The sequence below is a fragment of the Kitasatospora sp. NPDC092039 genome (assembly GCF_044756065.1).
Lineage (GTDB): Bacteria > Actinomycetota > Actinomycetes > Streptomycetales > Streptomycetaceae > Kitasatospora.
Window position 1 is genome coordinate 21,264 of sequence record NZ_JBIVSD010000017.1, and the last position, 14,203, is coordinate 35,466.

General features: G+C 74.6%; 15 protein-coding genes. 12 read left to right on the top strand and 3 right to left on the bottom strand.

The genetic code is table 11. The annotated features are described in order from the left end of the window. Positions 1-176 precede the first annotated feature (176 nt). Together ACIQI7_RS28540 and ACIQI7_RS28545 are read left to right on the top strand one after the other, a co-directional pair. On the top strand, positions 177-1,658 hold the full coding sequence (locus ACIQI7_RS28540) for a SulP family inorganic anion transporter (protein WP_401115670.1): 1,482 nt from the start codon (positions 177-179) through the stop codon (positions 1,656-1,658). A gap of 93 nt (positions 1,659-1,751) precedes the next feature. Beyond that, complete coding sequence (locus tag ACIQI7_RS28545; protein WP_188299649.1) at positions 1,752-2,063, top strand: MTH1187 family thiamine-binding protein; 312 nt, start codon at positions 1,752-1,754, stop codon at positions 2,061-2,063. On the opposite strand, the gene ACIQI7_RS28550 is transcribed toward ACIQI7_RS28545, so the two are convergent. Further along, the gene (locus ACIQI7_RS28550) at positions 2,052-2,525 is read right to left on the bottom strand and encodes a DoxX family protein (protein WP_401115178.1); all 474 of its coding nucleotides are present in this window, start codon (positions 2,523-2,525) and stop codon (positions 2,052-2,054) included. The two genes, ACIQI7_RS28545 and ACIQI7_RS28550, sit on opposite strands and share 12 nt — an antisense overlap. 154 nt (positions 2,526-2,679) lie before the next feature. Here ACIQI7_RS28550 and ACIQI7_RS28555 point away from each other — a divergent pair, with 154 nt between their 5' ends. The 3 genes from ACIQI7_RS28555 to ACIQI7_RS28565 all read left to right on the top strand — a co-directional run bounded on the left by ACIQI7_RS28555 (position 2,680) and on the right by ACIQI7_RS28565 (position 5,531). After that, entirely contained in the window at positions 2,680-3,258 is a 579-nt protein-coding gene (locus ACIQI7_RS28555) for a TetR/AcrR family transcriptional regulator (protein ID WP_401115181.1), read from the top strand. A gap of 78 nt (positions 3,259-3,336) precedes the next feature. Next, entirely contained in the window at positions 3,337-4,773 is a 1,437-nt protein-coding gene (locus ACIQI7_RS28560; RefSeq protein ID WP_401115183.1) for an MFS transporter, read from the top strand. Beyond that, complete coding sequence (locus tag ACIQI7_RS28565) at positions 4,770-5,531, top strand: SDR family NAD(P)-dependent oxidoreductase (RefSeq protein WP_401115188.1); 762 nt, start codon at positions 4,770-4,772, stop codon at positions 5,529-5,531. Before ACIQI7_RS28560 ends, ACIQI7_RS28565 begins: the two co-directional genes overlap by 4 nt. Before the next feature lie 59 nt (positions 5,532-5,590). Here ACIQI7_RS28565 and ACIQI7_RS28570 read toward each other — a convergent pair whose 3' ends face one another. Further along, a complete protein-coding gene (locus ACIQI7_RS28570; RefSeq protein ID WP_401115190.1) occupies positions 5,591-6,295 on the bottom strand; it encodes an SMI1/KNR4 family protein in 705 nt (234 codons plus the stop codon). A 204-nt stretch (positions 6,296-6,499) separates the two neighbouring features. On the opposite strand from ACIQI7_RS28570, the gene ACIQI7_RS28575 reads away from it, so the two are divergent. The 3 genes from ACIQI7_RS28575 (at position 6,500) to ACIQI7_RS28585 (ending at position 9,839) form a co-directional block, all read left to right on the top strand. Further along, complete coding sequence (locus tag ACIQI7_RS28575; protein ID WP_401115192.1) at positions 6,500-7,432, top strand: carbohydrate ABC transporter permease; 933 nt, start codon at positions 6,500-6,502, stop codon at positions 7,430-7,432. Beyond that, complete coding sequence (locus tag ACIQI7_RS28580; RefSeq protein ID WP_401115194.1) at positions 7,429-8,325, top strand: carbohydrate ABC transporter permease; 897 nt, start codon at positions 7,429-7,431, stop codon at positions 8,323-8,325. The genes ACIQI7_RS28575 and ACIQI7_RS28580 overlap by 4 nt, the downstream gene beginning before the upstream one ends. Positions 8,326-8,444: 119 nt before the next feature. Then, entirely contained in the window at positions 8,445-9,839 is a 1,395-nt protein-coding gene (locus tag ACIQI7_RS28585; protein WP_401115197.1) for an ABC transporter substrate-binding protein, read from the top strand. Positions 9,840-10,035: 196 nt separating this feature from the next. On the opposite strand, the gene ACIQI7_RS28590 is transcribed toward ACIQI7_RS28585, so the two are convergent. Continuing rightward, complete coding sequence (locus ACIQI7_RS28590) at positions 10,036-10,305, bottom strand: helix-turn-helix domain-containing protein (RefSeq protein WP_387755095.1); 270 nt, start codon at positions 10,303-10,305, stop codon at positions 10,036-10,038. Positions 10,306-10,403: 98 nt separating this feature from the next. Here ACIQI7_RS28590 and map point away from each other — a divergent pair, with 98 nt between their 5' ends. From map to ACIQI7_RS28610, 4 genes are all read left to right on the top strand, one after another. Next, the gene (map, locus tag ACIQI7_RS28595; protein ID WP_401115201.1) at positions 10,404-11,171 is read left to right on the top strand and encodes a type I methionyl aminopeptidase; all 768 of its coding nucleotides are present in this window, start codon (positions 10,404-10,406) and stop codon (positions 11,169-11,171) included. A gap of 78 nt (positions 11,172-11,249) precedes the next feature. Then, positions 11,250-11,945: an HAD family hydrolase gene (locus ACIQI7_RS28600; RefSeq protein WP_401115204.1), complete on the top strand. Its 696-nt coding sequence runs from the start codon at positions 11,250-11,252 to the stop codon at positions 11,943-11,945. 100 nt (positions 11,946-12,045) lie between these two features. Next, entirely contained in the window at positions 12,046-12,471 is a 426-nt protein-coding gene (locus ACIQI7_RS28605) for an acyl-CoA thioesterase (RefSeq protein WP_387755100.1), read from the top strand. A gap of 140 nt (positions 12,472-12,611) precedes the next feature. Then, positions 12,612-14,123, top strand: coding sequence for an alpha/beta hydrolase (locus tag ACIQI7_RS28610; RefSeq protein ID WP_401115207.1), 1,512 nt, complete (start codon positions 12,612-12,614; stop codon positions 14,121-14,123). Positions 14,124-14,203 lie beyond the last annotated feature (80 nt).

Below are 14,203 nucleotides of genomic sequence, written 5' to 3' on the forward strand. Positions count from 1 at the left end.
CGCCCGCAGCGGCGGGCGCGCGGAAGGAACGTCCCCATGCGCTGCTGCACCCCCGACCGGTCCCTGGCGGTGACCGGGTGAACCCGCCGAACCCGCCGTCCCACCGGAGCGAGAGCCCGCCGGGCCTCCTCCGCAAGCACGGCCCGCCGGGCCGGCCCCGCACCCCGGCCGCGGCCCTGCGCGCCGTCCCCTGGCGGCATGACCTGCCGGCCTCACTCGTGGTGTTCCTGGTCGCCCTCCCGCTCTGCGTGGGGGTGGCCGTCGCCTCCGGCGTCCCCGCCGAACTCGGGCTGGTCACCGGGATCGTCGGCGGCCTGGTGGCCGGCCTGCTGCCCGGCAGCAGCCTCCAGGTCAGCGGGCCCGCCGCCGGGCTGACCGTCCTGGTCGCCGACGCCGTCCAGCGCTTCGGCGTCGGCGCGCTCGGCCTGCTGGTGCTCTGCACCGGCCTGCTCCAACTCGCGATGGGCGCCCTGCGGCTCGGCCGCTGGTTCCGGGCGATGTCCGCCTCGGTGGTGCACGGCATGCTGGCCGGCATCGGACTGACCCTGGTGTTCGGCCAGCTCTACGCGCTCGCCGACCGCCGCGCCCCCGCCACCGGGCCGCAGAAGATCGCCGGACTGCCCGACCTGCTGCACGACGTGCTGACCGCCGCCGAGACCCCGAGCGCGGTCGCCCTCGGCCTCGGCACCCTGCTGGTCCTGGTCGGCTGGAAGTACCTGCCGGAGCGCGCCGCCCGCGCCGTCCCCGCCCCGCTGGCCGCCGTCGGACTGGCCGCCGCCGTCACCGCCGCCGCCGACCTGCCGGTGGCCCGGGTCCGGGTGGCCGGGCTGCTCGACGTGGTGCACCTGCCCGACCGCGACTCGCTGGCCTCCCTGGTCGGCACCGCCGGGCTCGGCACCGTCATCGCCTTCACCCTGATCGCCTCCGCCGAGACGCTGTTCAGCGCCGCCGCCGTCGACCGGATGCACCACGGCTCGCGCACCGACTACGACCGCGAGCTCACCGCCCAGGGCGTCGGCAACGCCGTCTGCGGGCTGCTCGGCGCGCTGCCGATGACCGCGGTGATCGTGCGCAGCGCGACCAACGTCCAGGCCGGCGCGCGCACCAGGGCCTCGCGGGTGCTGCACGGCGGCTGGCTGCTGCTGTTCACCGCGCTGCTGCCGGGCGCGCTCGGGCTCGTCCCGCTCACCGCGCTGGCCGCCGTCCTGGTGCACGCCGGCGCCAAGCTGGTGCCGCTGCGCCGGATCGTCGCGCTGTGCCGCGGGCACCTGGGCGAGGCGCTGGTGCTGGTGGTGACGGCGGGCGCGATCATCGCCACCGACCTGTTCGAAGGGGTGCTGGTCGGCGTCGGCCTGGCGGTGGCCAAGTCGGCCTGGCAGACCTCGCAGCTGCAGATCACGGTGGAGGAGCGGGCGCGGCCGGGCGGGGAGCCGCTGCACCGGGTGCGGCTGAGCGGCAACGCCACCTTCCTGCGGCTGCCCCGGCTGCTGGACACCCTGGAACGGCTGCCGGGGGACCGGCCGGTGGAGCTGGACTGGTCCGGGCTGCGCCACCTGGACCACGCCTGCACGGTGGCCCTGGTCTCCTGGGCCGACCAGCACCGGGCCCGCGCCACCGCGCCGCTGGCGGTCGAACCGCCGCTGCCCTCGGTGGCCTGACGTCGAGGGCGTCTGACACGTCCTAGCCTGGTCGCGGCCCGGGGTGGAACTCCGGACCGCGACCAGTGCCTTTCGACGCAAGGAGCGCAGACCGTGATCGCAGCCTTTTCGGTGACCCCGCTGGGGATCGGCGAGGACGTGGGGGAGGCGGTGGCCGCCGCCGTCCGGGTCGTGCGGGAGAGCGGCCTGCCCAACCGTACGGACGCGATGTTCACCAGCATCGAGGGGGAGTGGGACGAGGTGATGCCGGTGATCAAGGCGGCGATCGAGGCGGTGAAGGCCCACAGCAACCGGGTGAGCACGGTCATCAAGATCGACGACCGGGCCGGGGTCACCGACGGCCTCACCGCCAAGGTCGCCTCGGTCGAGCGCCACCTGGCCGCGGACGGTCCGTCAGACCGCTGAGGTCTGCTGGGCTGCCGGTTCGGCCGACGCGGCCACCGGCTGACGGGTGAGCAGCCGGTCCAGGGCGTACGGGCCGGAGCCGAGCGCCGCGATGACCAGGAAGGACCAGCAGAACATCACCGAGAGCTCGCCGCCGTTCTGGATCGGCAGCAGGGCGTGCTCCTGGTGGACGGTGAAGTAGGCGTAGGCCATCGAGCCGGAGCAGAGCAGGGCGGCCACCCTGGTGCCGGCGCCGAGCAGCACCAGGGCGCCGCCGACCAGCTGGATCAGAGCGGCCCACCAGCCCGGCCACTGGCCGAGCGGGACGGTGCCGCCGCCCTTGGCGCCGCCGAGCACGCCGAACAGCGAGGCGGCGCCGTGGCAGGCGAAGAGCAGGCCGACGACGATCCGGAACGCCGTCAGGACGACGGGTCTGACGGCGTCGACGGCCTGCCGGGGGGTGGTGGGGCGGGGTGCGGGCATGCGAAGCGCCTCCCTGTGGGGAAGGAGGTGGACGGGGGAGCGGTAAGGGTAGCCTTGGCCGAGTTCCGTTGGCAATGCTCCGTCAGGCATTAGGTCTGGACCAATGGGCGCTCTTTCTTGACCGTTCGGTCCAGAAAGAGATACGGTTCTCGACATGGCGCGAACGAAGGAATTCGACCCGGACGCGGCGCTGCAGGCGGCCCTGGAGCTGTTCTGGGAGCGCGGCTACGAGGCGACCTCGGTGGCCGACCTGGTCGAGCGGCTCGGGATCGCCCGGGCCAGTGTGTACGCGACCTTCGGCAGCAAGCACGAGCTGTACCTGCGGGCGCTGGAGCGCTACTGCGAGCAGAGCGACTCGGCGCGGCTGGACGAGCTGTCCCAGCCGGGCCCGGCGCTGCCGGCGGTCCGGGCGATGGTCCGCCACTACGCGACGGCGGACGGGCCGGAGCGCCGGATCGGCTGCTTCGTCACCAACACGGCGGTGGAGCTGGCCGCGCACGACCCGGCCGCGGCCCGTCGGGTGGAGGCGAGCTTCGACCGCCTGGAGACGCTGCTCACCGGTGCCCTGGTGCGCGCCGCCGCCCAGGGCGAACTGCCCGCCGGGCGGGAGCCGCGGGCGCTCGCCCGGATGCTGGTGGTGCTGCTGCAGGGCATCCGGGTGGTGGGCAAGACCGCCGACGGCGCGCCCCGGGCGCGGGACGCCGCCGAGCAGGCGCTGGCGCTGTTGGACTGACGCCCGGTCGTCCTGGACCGGCTTCTTCTGTTGTGCTCATTCTGGACCGAACGGTCTACATAGGGGGGAGGGTTTTACATGGCTGTCATCACTACCGGCCGGTACGGCTTCGCGCTGCTCGGCGTCGTCCAGGCGGTGCTGGTCTTCGCGATCACGATCCTCACCGTGCCGCTGCCCCTGGTGGCACGGGAGTTAGGGCTCGGCCCGTCCGCGGTGCTGCTGCTCAGCGCCTCCTACGGCCTCTCCTTCAGCTCCCTCCTGCTGCTCGGCGGGAGACTGACGGACCGTCACGGCGGACGCCCGGTGCTCCGCGCGGGCCTGGCACTGCTCGCCGCCGCCTCGGTCGCCTGCGCGCTCGCGCCCGGCTACCCCGTCCTGCTGGCGAGCCGCTTCGTGCAGGGCGCCGGAGCCGCCCTCACCGCCCCGGCGGCGGTCGCGGTGGTCCGGGTGCTGTACCCCGAACCTGCCGCCTACCGCCGGGCGATGGCCACCTGGGGCGGCCTGTCGGTGCTCGGCGCCACCGTCGGGAGCGTGCTCTCGGGCGCGGTCGCCGCCGCGGTCTCCTGGCGCTGGCTGTTCGCGGTGCCCGTACTGGTCGCGCTGGCCGGGCTCGCCCGCTCCGCCGCCCTGCCCGCCGCCGCCCCCGCCGGGCACCGCGCGGCCAGGCCCGGAGCCGCCCCCGTCGGCCACCGCCCCGCCCTGGACCTGCGCGGCGCCGCCCTCGCCACCACCGGTGTCTGCGCGGCGAGTTACGCCCTGGTGGCGTCCACCGAACACGGCTGGCACAGCCCCGGAACGTACGGCCCGCTGGCCGCCGGGCTCGCCCTGCTGCTCGCCTTCGCCGCCGCCGAACGCCACACCGCCGACCCGCTGCTGCCGCCCGGCTTCCTCGCCGACCGGCGCCGCGCCACCGGGCTCGCCGCCGTCACGGCCACTGCCGCCGGCACCGCGCTCGCCTTCGTCCTGCTCTCGCTCCACCTCCAGCAGCTGCGCGGCTGGAGCGCCGCGGCCACCTCCGCCGCCTTCCTGCCGTACGCGGCCGTCCTGCTGCTCGCCGGCCGGCTGGCCGGGCCGCTGACCGTCCGGTACGGGCCGGTGGCCGTCACCGCCGGCGGCCTCGCCGTGGCGGCCGGCGGACTCGGCCTGCTGGCCGGGCTCGCCCCCGGCAGCGGGTACGCCCTCGGACTGCTGCCCGGACTGCTCCTGCTGCCCGCCGGTGCCGCCGCGGCCTTCGCCGGCGCGGCCGTGCTCGCCACCGGCGGCGTGCCGCCGGAGCGCACCGGGCTGGCCGCCGGAGTGTTCAACACGGCCATGGAACTCGGCCCCACCGCCGGACTGGCCGCCCTGATGGCGCTGGCCGCCACCCGCCCGAGCGTCGTCGGCGGCTACGCCGCGGCCTTCGCGGCGGCCGCCGTCGGGCTGGCGCTCACCGCCGTCGCGGTCGCCGCCCTGCCCCGGAACACCGTCCCCACCGCAACCGAACGCACCACCCGAATCAAGGAGTCCACCTCATGACCAAGCGTTTCGCCGACAAGTCCGTCCTGGTCACCGGCGGCGGCAGCGGCATCGGCCGGGCGATCGCGCTCGCCTTCGCCCGCGAGGGCGCCCGGGTCGCGGTCGCCGGCCGCACCGCCGGCCCGCTCGCCGGGACCGTCGACCTGATCGAGCAGGCCGGCGGCAAGGCGGTCGCGCTCACCGGCGACGTGACGAACGCCCAGGACGCCGCCCGGCTGGTCCGGGAGACCGTCGAGAACCTCGGCGGCCTGGACGTCGCCGTCAACAACGCCGGGGTGCTCGGCGCCCTCGGCCCGGTCGCCGACATCGACGAGGCCGAGTGGCAGCGGATGTTCGACATCAACGTGACCGGCACCCTGCTCGCGATGAAGCACCAGATCGGCCACATGCGGGCCCACGGCGGCGGCGCGATCGTCAACGTCTCGTCCAACATCGGCGCCCACAAGCGGATCGCGGGCGTCGGGGCCTACGCCGCCAGCAAGGCCGCGGTCACCGCGCTGACCCGGGCCGCCGCCCTCGACCACATCGCCGAGGGCGTGCGGATCAACACCGTCAGCCCCGGCGCGGTGGACACCCCGATGTCCTCCCGGCCGGGCGAGGACGCCGCGGCCAAGGCCGGACGGATGAGGGCCGAGGTCCCGGTCGGCCGGGCCGGCGCGACGGAGGAGGTGGCCGCCGCGGTGCTGTACCTGGCCTCGCCGGAGGCGGGCTACACCGTCGGCAGCGACCTTGTCCTGGACGGCGGCTCCTCCGCCTGACCCCGGCGGCTCCTCCGCCTGGCCCCGGAGCCGCCGAGCACCGGGCGCCCGTCGGCGGGCTACTCGCCCGGCCACTCCCCGGGCACCGCCCCGTAGAGCGCGTCCAGCGCCTCCGGGGTGCGTGCCCGGGCCGCCGCCCAGGCGCCCCCGGCCACGCCGACCAGCACCTCCGGCCCCCGGTACCACCGGAAGCCGCGGCCCAGCGCGGGCAACTCCTCCAGACCGTACGGCAGTTCCCCGTCCGCTTCGGGGAAGTCGCCCGGTTCGAGGAAGTCGGCCAGCTCGTGGTCCTCCAGCAGCTTCTCCGCCATCGCCATCGCTGCGGCCGCCGTCGAGAAGCGCTCCTCCCAGGGCTCCCACCGTTCCCGCGACTTGTCCGCCAGATCGAGCCGGCCCACCGTCGGCGGGTCCTCCCGGCCGAGGTCGTCCAGCAGCACGCCCCAGTGCGCGCAGCCCTGGTTCTCCGCCCGGTACACCAGCGCGCCGTCCAGCACGTACAGCTCCGCCGGCGTCAGCAGCACGTCCTGACTGCTGGTGAGGTCCGCCCGGCGGCCGAACAGCCGGTACGCCTCCCGCAGCGCCACCGGCAGCCGCAGGCCCAGCCGTTGCTCGGCCGCGTCCAGCTCCGCGTCCGTGAAGCCGTCGCCGGGCCCCAGCGGCTCGCCCCAGTACCCGGCGAAGCCCTCGACGAGCGCCCAGGCACCCGCGCGGGAGCGCACACTTTCGGCCATTGCGGTCGGGATGTCGAATTCCGTTTCGTCCACCCGCGCACCGTACGACACCCCTCCGACAGCGCGGTGAACCGCTCAACGGCCGGTCCGCGGCCGGTCTGTGCCGCACCGGCCGAATCTGACGCGAACGCGTAATCCCGGCGACACCGGTTGATCACCGCGGGGTTTCCGCGCCGTCGTGTGGGCAGGACACGGTTTCGGCCGGAACCGACATCACGAAAGGCGGACGCGCGACAGATGCCGACCGCACCGCACCCCGGGCCGCTCCCGGGCCCACGACCGCGACGGGGAGGGCGCTGGGGCGAGCACGGGCTCGCCTGGGCCTTCCTGCTGCCCTCCCTGGTGGTCTTCGTCCTCTTCATCGGCTACCCGCTGGGGCGGACGGTCTACCTGAGCGCACACGCCAACGACCTCTTCGGCGCGCCCTCCCGCTACGTGGGGGCGAAGCACTACACGGACCTCTTCGCCTCGGCCGACTTCGGCCGCACCCTGACCACCACGGCGCTGTTCACGCTGCTCACCGTGGTCCCGGGGGTGCTCGGCGCGCTGGTGCTGGTGCTGCTGCTGGAGAACCGCATCCGCGGCGTGCGGCTGCTGCGCTCGGCGTTCGCACTGCCCTTCGCGTTCTCGGTGGCCAGCGCCTCGGTGGTCTTCGCGGTGTTCTTCAACCCCGCCAGCGGGGTGCTCAACGGCCTGCTCTCGCACGTCGGCCTCGGCCCGGTCGGCTGGCTGACCGACTCCCGGTACGCGCTGGTCTCGGTGGCCGTCACCACGGTGTGGATGAACCTCGGCTACAACGTGCTGGTGCTCTCCGCGGGCATCGGCTCGATCCCGGGGGAGGTGCTCGAGGCGGCCCGCATCGACGGCGCCTCCGGCCTGCGGCTGGCCCGCTCGATCACCGTCCCGATGCTCGGCCCGAACCTGTTCTTCCTGACCGTGGTCTCCACCGTCCACGCGCTCCAGAGCTTCGGCCAGATCCACATCCTCACCAAGGGCGGGCCGGACGGCTCCACCCGGACCCTCGTCTACTCCGTCTACGAGAAGGCCTTCGCCTACGGCTCCAGCGACTTCGGCACCGCCAGCGCCCAGGCCGTGGTGCTGCTCGTGGTCGTCCTCGCCTGCACGGCCGTCCAGTTCGGCGTCCTGGAGCGGAAGGTGCACTACGCATGACCACACTCACCGACGGGGCCGGGGCCGGGGCCGAGGCGCCCCGCCCGCGCGCCCGCGCCCTCGCCGGGCGCTCCCCGCGCGACCTGCTCGGCCGCGCCGCCGTGTACCTGCTGCTCGCCGTCGCCGTCGTCACCGTGGCGTTCCCGGTCTACTACGCCGTCGCCGGCGCCTTCATGGGCCCGTCCGAACTCTCCTCCTACCCGCCGGCCCTGGTGCCGCACTCGGTCACCGGACGGAACTTCTCCGGCGCGGTGGAGGCCGTCCCGCTGGCCCGCCAGTACGCCAACTCGGCGATCACGGCAACCGCCATCACCCTCGCCCAGCTGTTCACCTCGGTCCTCGCCGCGTACGCCTTCGTCTTCCTGCCGATGAAGGCGCGGGCCGTGGTGTTCGGGGTGTTCCTGGCCACGCTGATGGTCCCGTGGGAGGCCATCATCATCCCCAACTACCTGACGCTGTCCGACTGGGGGCTCGGCAACACCTACTTCGGCCTGGTGCTGCCCTTCCTGGCCTCCGGCTTCGGCACCTTCATGCTGCGCCAGGCCTTCCGGCAGCTGCCCGGCGAACTGCGCGACGCCGCCCGGATCGACGGGGCCGGCCACTGGCGCTTCCTGTGGCGGATCGTCGTCCCGCTGAACAAGCCGGCCCTGGCGGCGCTGTCGATCTACGTCTTCCTGTCGGCCTGGAACCAGTACTTCTGGCCCCTGATCATCACCCGCACCGCGGACATGCAGACCCTGCAGATCGGGCTGACCTCGCTGCGCGACTCGGAGATGGCCGACCCCGGGCTGATCCTGGCCGGCGTCGTGCTCTCCCTGCTGCCCACCCTCGCCCTGGTGGTCTTCGGCCAGCGCTTCATCGTCCGCGGCCTCACCGCGGGCGCGGTCCGCTGAACCCGCCGCGCTGGTGACGCCCGGTTGGTGGCGCCCGGTTGGTCCCGTCCCACTGGCGCCGTCCCACTGGCCCCGTCCCGTCCACGTCCCCCGCTTTCCCGGATAGAGAGAGAACCCTCGTGAAGAAGAGTGCGCGCGCGCTCGCGGCCCTGCTGGTGGCCGGCCTGTCCCTGACCGCCTGCAGCTCCAGCGGCTCCGGCTCCGGCGCCGGCGGCTCCTCCGACGCCGGCGCGCCCGGCGCCCAGGCGCTCGACCAGGCCTCCGGCGTCACCACCGTCGAGTTCTGGCACTCGATGACCGGCAAGAACGCCGACGTGCTGAACGGGCTGGTCGGCCAGTTCAACGCCGCCCACCAGGGCAAGATCGAGGTCAAGGCGCAGTTCCAGGGCAAGTACGACGAGCTGGTCACCAAGTACAAGGCCGCGGTGCAGCAGAAGGGCACCCCCGCCCTGGCGCAGGTCTACGACATCGGCACCCGGTTCATGATCGACTCCAGGCAGACCGTCCCCGCCCAGGCCTTCGCCGACAAGGACGGCTACTCGCTGGACGACCTGGACGCCAACATCCGGAACTACTACTCGGTCGGCGGCAAGCTCCAGTCGATGCCGTTCAACTCCTCGATGCCGCTGCTGTACCTGAACACCGACGCCTTCAAGGAGGCCGGGCTCGACCCGGCCCAGCCGCCCAAGGACCTCAACGAGCTGGGCGAGCTGGCCAAGAAGCTGACCAGGAAGGACGCCGACGGCAAGACCGTCCGGTACGGCTTCGGCGCCGCCATCTACGGCTGGTTCGTCGAGCAGCTGCTGGCCGAGTCCGGCGCCATGTACTGCGACAACGACAACGGCCGCGGCAACAAGGCCGGCAAGGCCGTCTTCGACTCCGCCCAGGGCGCCCAGGTCGTCCAGTGGTGGGCCGACCTGGTCAAGGGCGGCTACGCGGCCAACACCGGCCGCACCACCGACGACGCCCAGGCCGCGTTCAAGGCCGGCACGGTCGCGATGCACCTGGAGTCCACCGGCGTGCTGCGCGGCTACACCGAGGCCGCGAAGTTCGCCGTCGGCACCGCCGCCTTCCCGAAGGTCGCCGCCGGCGACCAGGGCGGCCCGGTGATCGGCGGCGCCTCGCTGTGGATCAGCGGCCCGGGTCACTCGGACGCCGAGAAGCGCGCGGCCTGGGAGTTCGAGAAGTTCGTCTCCGCCCCCGAGCAGCAGGCCGTCTGGCACACCGGCACCGGCTACTTCCCGGTCAACACGAAGTCCCTGGACGACCCCAGGGACAAGGAGTGGGTGGCCAAGTACCCGCAGTTCCAGACCGCGATCGACCAGCTGAAGGCCACCAAGCCGACCCCGGCCACGGCCGGCTGCCTGCTCGGCGTCATGCCGCAGGCCCGCAAGGGCGTGGAGACCGCGATCGAGCAGACCATCGCGGGCACCAAGCCGGCCCAGCAGGCCCTGGCCGACGCGGCGAAGGAGCTCCAGCCGGCGATCGAGAGCTACAACAGCTCGGTCGGCTGACCCGCGCCGCCGAACGGCCCGAGAACGACGGCCCGCCCCGCGCCCCGCGCGCGGGGCGGGCCGCCGCCGTCCCGGCAGCCGCTGCGCGGTGTCCGGCGCGGAGGTCCTCGACTCCTGAGGGAAGCCGGTGAAGCCCGTTCGGCGGCACCGGACGTCGACGATCCGCGTACCGCCCGCCCCGGTCCGCGCGCACTGGCTAGGCGGAGAGCGCCTCGCCGTCCTCCGAGGGCGCGCACGCGGCCGCCAGTTCGTCCAGCGAGAGGTCGAGCGCGAAGGCCAGTGCCGCGATGGTGAAGAAGGACGGCGTCGGTGCCCGGCCCGTCTCGATCTTCCGCAGCGTCTCCGCCGAGACGCCGGCCGCCGCCGCCACCTCGACCATGCTGCGCCCGCCGCGCGCCTCGCGCAGCAGCGCCCCGAAGCGCTCGCCGCGCTCGCGCTCCCACGGGGTCAGCGGAGTCCTCACCATGCCGACGAGTGTAGGGCCTCCCGCCCGGGGCGTCCCGCACCCCGCAGACCGTGATACAAATACCGGTATAAGAATTGGATCCAAGGGGAGGACGCACCATGGTCGAACTCAAGTCGGACGCCGGGCTGGCCGCGATGCGCGAGGCCGGACGGGTGGTGGCGGACGCGCTGGCGGCCGTCCGGGAGCAGGCGGCGGTCGGCGTCAGCCTGCTGGAGCTGGACGAGGTGGCGCGGGGCGTGCTCAAGGCGGCCGGGGCCACCTCGCCGTTCCTGGGCTACCGCCCGGCCTTCGCGCCCGTCCCGTTCCCGGCCGTCATCTGCGCCTCGGTGAACGACGCGGTGGTGCACGGCATTCCGAACGGCTACCGGCTGCGCGACGGCGACCTGGTGAGCATCGACTGCGGCGCCCTCCTGGACGGCTGGGCCGGGGACGCGGCGGTCAGCTTCACCGTCGGCACCGCCCGCCCCGAGGACACCGCCCTGATCGAGACCACCCGCCGGGCCCTGGAGGCGGGCATCGCCGCCGCCGTGGTCGGCAACCGGACCGGGGACATCGCCCACGCCATCGGCACCGTCGCCCGCTCCGGCCGGTACGGCCTGCTGGACGGCTACGGCGGACACGGCATCGGCCGCCGGATGCACGAGGACCCCCACGTGGCCAACGAGGGCCGCCCGGGCCGGGGTTACCCGCTGCGCCCCGGCCTGGTGCTGGCGATCGAGCCGATGCTGCTGGCCGGCGGCCGCGACGACCACTGCACCGACCCGGACGGCTGGACCCTGCGCACCGTCGACGGTGCCCGCGCCGCCCACGTCGAGCACACCGTCGCCATCACCGAGGACGGCCCGCGCGTCCTGACCCTGCCCTGACCGCGCCTGATCGTGCCCCGACCGCGCCCTGATCCGGTATGCCGGACGGCCGGGCAGCGCCCCGGCTAGGCTCGGACCATGATCAAAGCTGTGATGTTCGACTTCTCCGGCACCCTGTTCAGGGTCGTCTCCACCGCCGAGTGGCTGACGGCCCACACCGCCGCCACCGGCCTCGCGCTGCCCGCCGGGGAGGAGGCCGAACTGGTGGCCCGGCTGGAGGAGTTCGGCGCCCTGCCCGGCGGGGTGCCACCGCGCCGGATCCCGCCGGAGGTCCAGCAGGCCTGGGACACCAGGGACCTGACCCCCGAGCTGCACCGCGCCGCCTACACCGCGCTGGCCCGCGCCGCCGAGCCGCCCGCCGGCCTCGACGTGGACGCCCTCTACGAGACCCACATCGCGCCCGCGAGCTGGCGCCCGTACCCGGACGCCGTCCCCGTGCTGCGCGAGCTGCGCCGCCGGGGCCTGCCGGTCGCGGTGGTGAGCAACGTCGGCTGGGACCTGCGTCCGATCTTCCGCGCGCACGGCCTGGACGAGCTGGTCGACGTCTACGTGCTGTCCTGCGAGGTGGGCGCCCAGAAGCCCGACCCGGTGATCTTCGAGACCGCCTGCGAGCGGCTCGGCCTCGCCCCCGCCGACGTCCTGATGGTCGGCGACGACCTCGTCTGCGACGGCGGCGCGACCGCGCTCGGCTGCGGCTTCCACCCCGTCGAGCACCTGCCGGTCGACGAGCGCCCGGACGCCCTCACGGAGCTGCTGGCCGTCCTGCCCCGCTGAGCGGCCCCGCCGGGCGGTCCGCGCGGTCCGGGAGGCCGTCCGGCCGGGGTGACGGAGGACACGCGGTGGGGCCCCGGCGGCCCGGAGTACCGTGCGGGGCATGAGTGATCAGGACTTCACCACGCACATCACCGTCCGGGGGTACGAGACCGACTCCCAAGGGCACCTCAACCAGGCGGTCTACCTCCAGTACGCCGAGCACGCCCGCTGGGAGTACCTCCGGGCGGCCGGGATCCGCCAGGCGGACCTGGTCGCCGAGGGGGTCGGCCCGGTCGTCCTGGAGACCACGGTCAAGTACCTGCGGGAGCTGCGCGCGGGCGACTCGGTCGAGGTCGGCTGCTCGTTCACCTGGCGGGACGGCAAGACGTTCCAGGTGGTGCAGCGGCTGGTCCGCGAGGACGGCGTACTGGCGGCCGAGATCACCGGCGTCGGCGGCATCCTCGACCTGGCGGAACGCAGGCTGGTCGCCGACCCTCGCGAGCCGCTGCGCGCCCTGGCCACCGACCCGGGTGTGCTCGGGCTCTAGACCTTCCGTCCGCCCCTCGTCCCGCACGGTGGGAGACCGCGACCGCAGCGGTCTCCACCCGCCCCCGGGGGATTTCCCCACCCCCGACCGGCCCGCTGCCCGGATGGGCCCAAGTGCCGGACCACAGCAGACTCTTGGGCATGCCGAAGCCCACCCGCACCATCGCCGCCGCGGCCACCGCGGCCGCCGCCCTCGCCGTCACCGCGCTGACCGCCCTGCCCGCCGGCGCGGCCGGCACCGCGAAGCCGGGGAACGACCGCCTCGCCTGGACCACCTGTCCGGACGCTCCGGCCGACAGCCCGCAACGCTGTGCCGACGTCACCGTCCCGCTGGACTACGCCGACCCGGACGGCGCCCGCCTCACCATCGCCGTCTCCCGGATCACCGCCGCCGACCCGCGGCTGCGCCGCGGCGTCCTGCTGGCAGTGCCCGGCGGCCCGGGCGGCTCCAGCCTCGACCTCGTCAAGGGCATGGCCGGTCGCCTGCCGCAGTCCGTCCGCGACCGCTACGACGTGGTCGGCTTCGACCCGCGCGGCGTCGGCCGCTCCACCCCGGTCGACTGCGGGCTGGACACCGCCGACCTGGCGATGTCCAAGGTGCGCCCCTGGCCGGCTGCCGACGGCTCGATCGAGGAGAACCTGGCCACCGCCCGCCGCGTCGCCGAGACCTGCGCCCGCAAGGGCGGCCCGGTGCTGCGCAGCATCTCCACCGCCAACGAGGCCCGCGACATCGACAGCGTCCGCCGCGCCCTCGGCGAGCGCCGGCTGTCCGTCTGGGGCGTCTCGTACGGCACCTACGCGGGCGCGGTCTACGCCGCCATGTTCCCCCAGCGCACCGACCGGATCGTGCTGGACAGCAACGACGACCCGGATCCGACCAGGGTCGGGCGCGGCTGGCTGGAGGGCTACGGCCAGGGCATCGAGGACCGCTTCCCGGACTTCGCCAGGTGGGCGTCCGCGCCGGACAATCCGGACCGGCTGGCCGACACCCCGGAGGAGGTCCGCCCGCTCTTCCTGGACCTCGCGGCCCGCCTCGACCGTGCCCCGCTGCCGTGGGAGGGCGCCAACCCGGCGGAGCTGAACGGCAACGTGCTGCGCGAGACCCTGCTGGAGAGCCTCTACTCGGACGCCAGGTTCCCGGGCCTCGCCCGGCTGATGCTGGCCGGGCTCGGCCGTGCCCCGCTGCCCGCCGCGCCGAAGCCGAGCGAGCGGGACCTGCGGGCGGTGCAGAACACCCTCGCCGTCTCGGTCGGCACCCTGTGCAACGACGTCCGGTGGCCCACCGATCCGGCCGGCTACGCGAAGGCCGTCACCGCCGACCGCGCCGCCCGTCCGCTCACCGCCGGCCTGCCGGTGAACGTGATGCCCTGCGCCTTCTGGCCGTTCGCGCCCGCCGAGCCGCCGGTGCGGGTCACCGACAGGGGCCCGTCCAACGTGCTGCTGACGCAGAACCTGCGCGACCCGGCGACGCCGTACACCGGCGCGCTCAAGCTGCGCGCGGCGCTCGGGGACCGGGCCCGGATGGTGACGGTGGACTCGGGCGGCCACGGCGTCTACCGGTCGACCGGGAACGCCTGCGGCGACGAGGTGGTGACGGACTACCTGGTCAGCGGCCGACGCCCGGCCCGGGACGTCTTCTGCCCGGCGGGCTGACCGGGGCGGGGCGCGGCAGGCGGGGCAACGGGCCGTGGACGAACGGCCCTTGCTCCGCCGTGCACGTCCGTTCGACCCTC

What these genes read in the sequence shown, in the direction of transcription:
- ACIQI7_RS28550 (WP_401115178.1), bottom strand. Translation starts at nt 2,525, where the DNA reads ATGCCCGCACCCCGCCCCACCACCCCCCGGCAGGCCGTCGACGCCGTC.
- ACIQI7_RS28555 (WP_401115181.1), top strand. Translation starts at nt 2,680, where the DNA reads ATGGCGCGAACGAAGGAATTCGACCCGGACGCGGCGCTGCAGGCGGCC.
- ACIQI7_RS28560 (WP_401115183.1), top strand. Translation starts at nt 3,337, where the DNA reads ATGGCTGTCATCACTACCGGCCGGTACGGCTTCGCGCTGCTCGGCGTC.
- ACIQI7_RS28565 (WP_401115188.1), top strand. Translation starts at nt 4,770, where the DNA reads ATGACCAAGCGTTTCGCCGACAAGTCCGTCCTGGTCACCGGCGGCGGC.
- ACIQI7_RS28575 (WP_401115192.1), top strand. Translation starts at nt 6,500, where the DNA reads ATGCCGACCGCACCGCACCCCGGGCCGCTCCCGGGCCCACGACCGCGA.
- ACIQI7_RS28580 (WP_401115194.1), top strand. Translation starts at nt 7,429, where the DNA reads ATGACCACACTCACCGACGGGGCCGGGGCCGGGGCCGAGGCGCCCCGC.
- ACIQI7_RS28590 (WP_387755095.1), bottom strand. Translation starts at nt 10,305, where the DNA reads ATGGTGAGGACTCCGCTGACCCCGTGGGAGCGCGAGCGCGGCGAGCGC.
- map (WP_401115201.1), top strand. Translation starts at nt 10,404, where the DNA reads ATGGTCGAACTCAAGTCGGACGCCGGGCTGGCCGCGATGCGCGAGGCC.
- ACIQI7_RS28600 (WP_401115204.1), top strand. Translation starts at nt 11,250, where the DNA reads ATGATCAAAGCTGTGATGTTCGACTTCTCCGGCACCCTGTTCAGGGTC.
- ACIQI7_RS28605 (WP_387755100.1), top strand. Translation starts at nt 12,046, where the DNA reads ATGAGTGATCAGGACTTCACCACGCACATCACCGTCCGGGGGTACGAG.
- ACIQI7_RS28610 (WP_401115207.1), top strand. Translation starts at nt 12,612, where the DNA reads ATGCCGAAGCCCACCCGCACCATCGCCGCCGCGGCCACCGCGGCCGCC.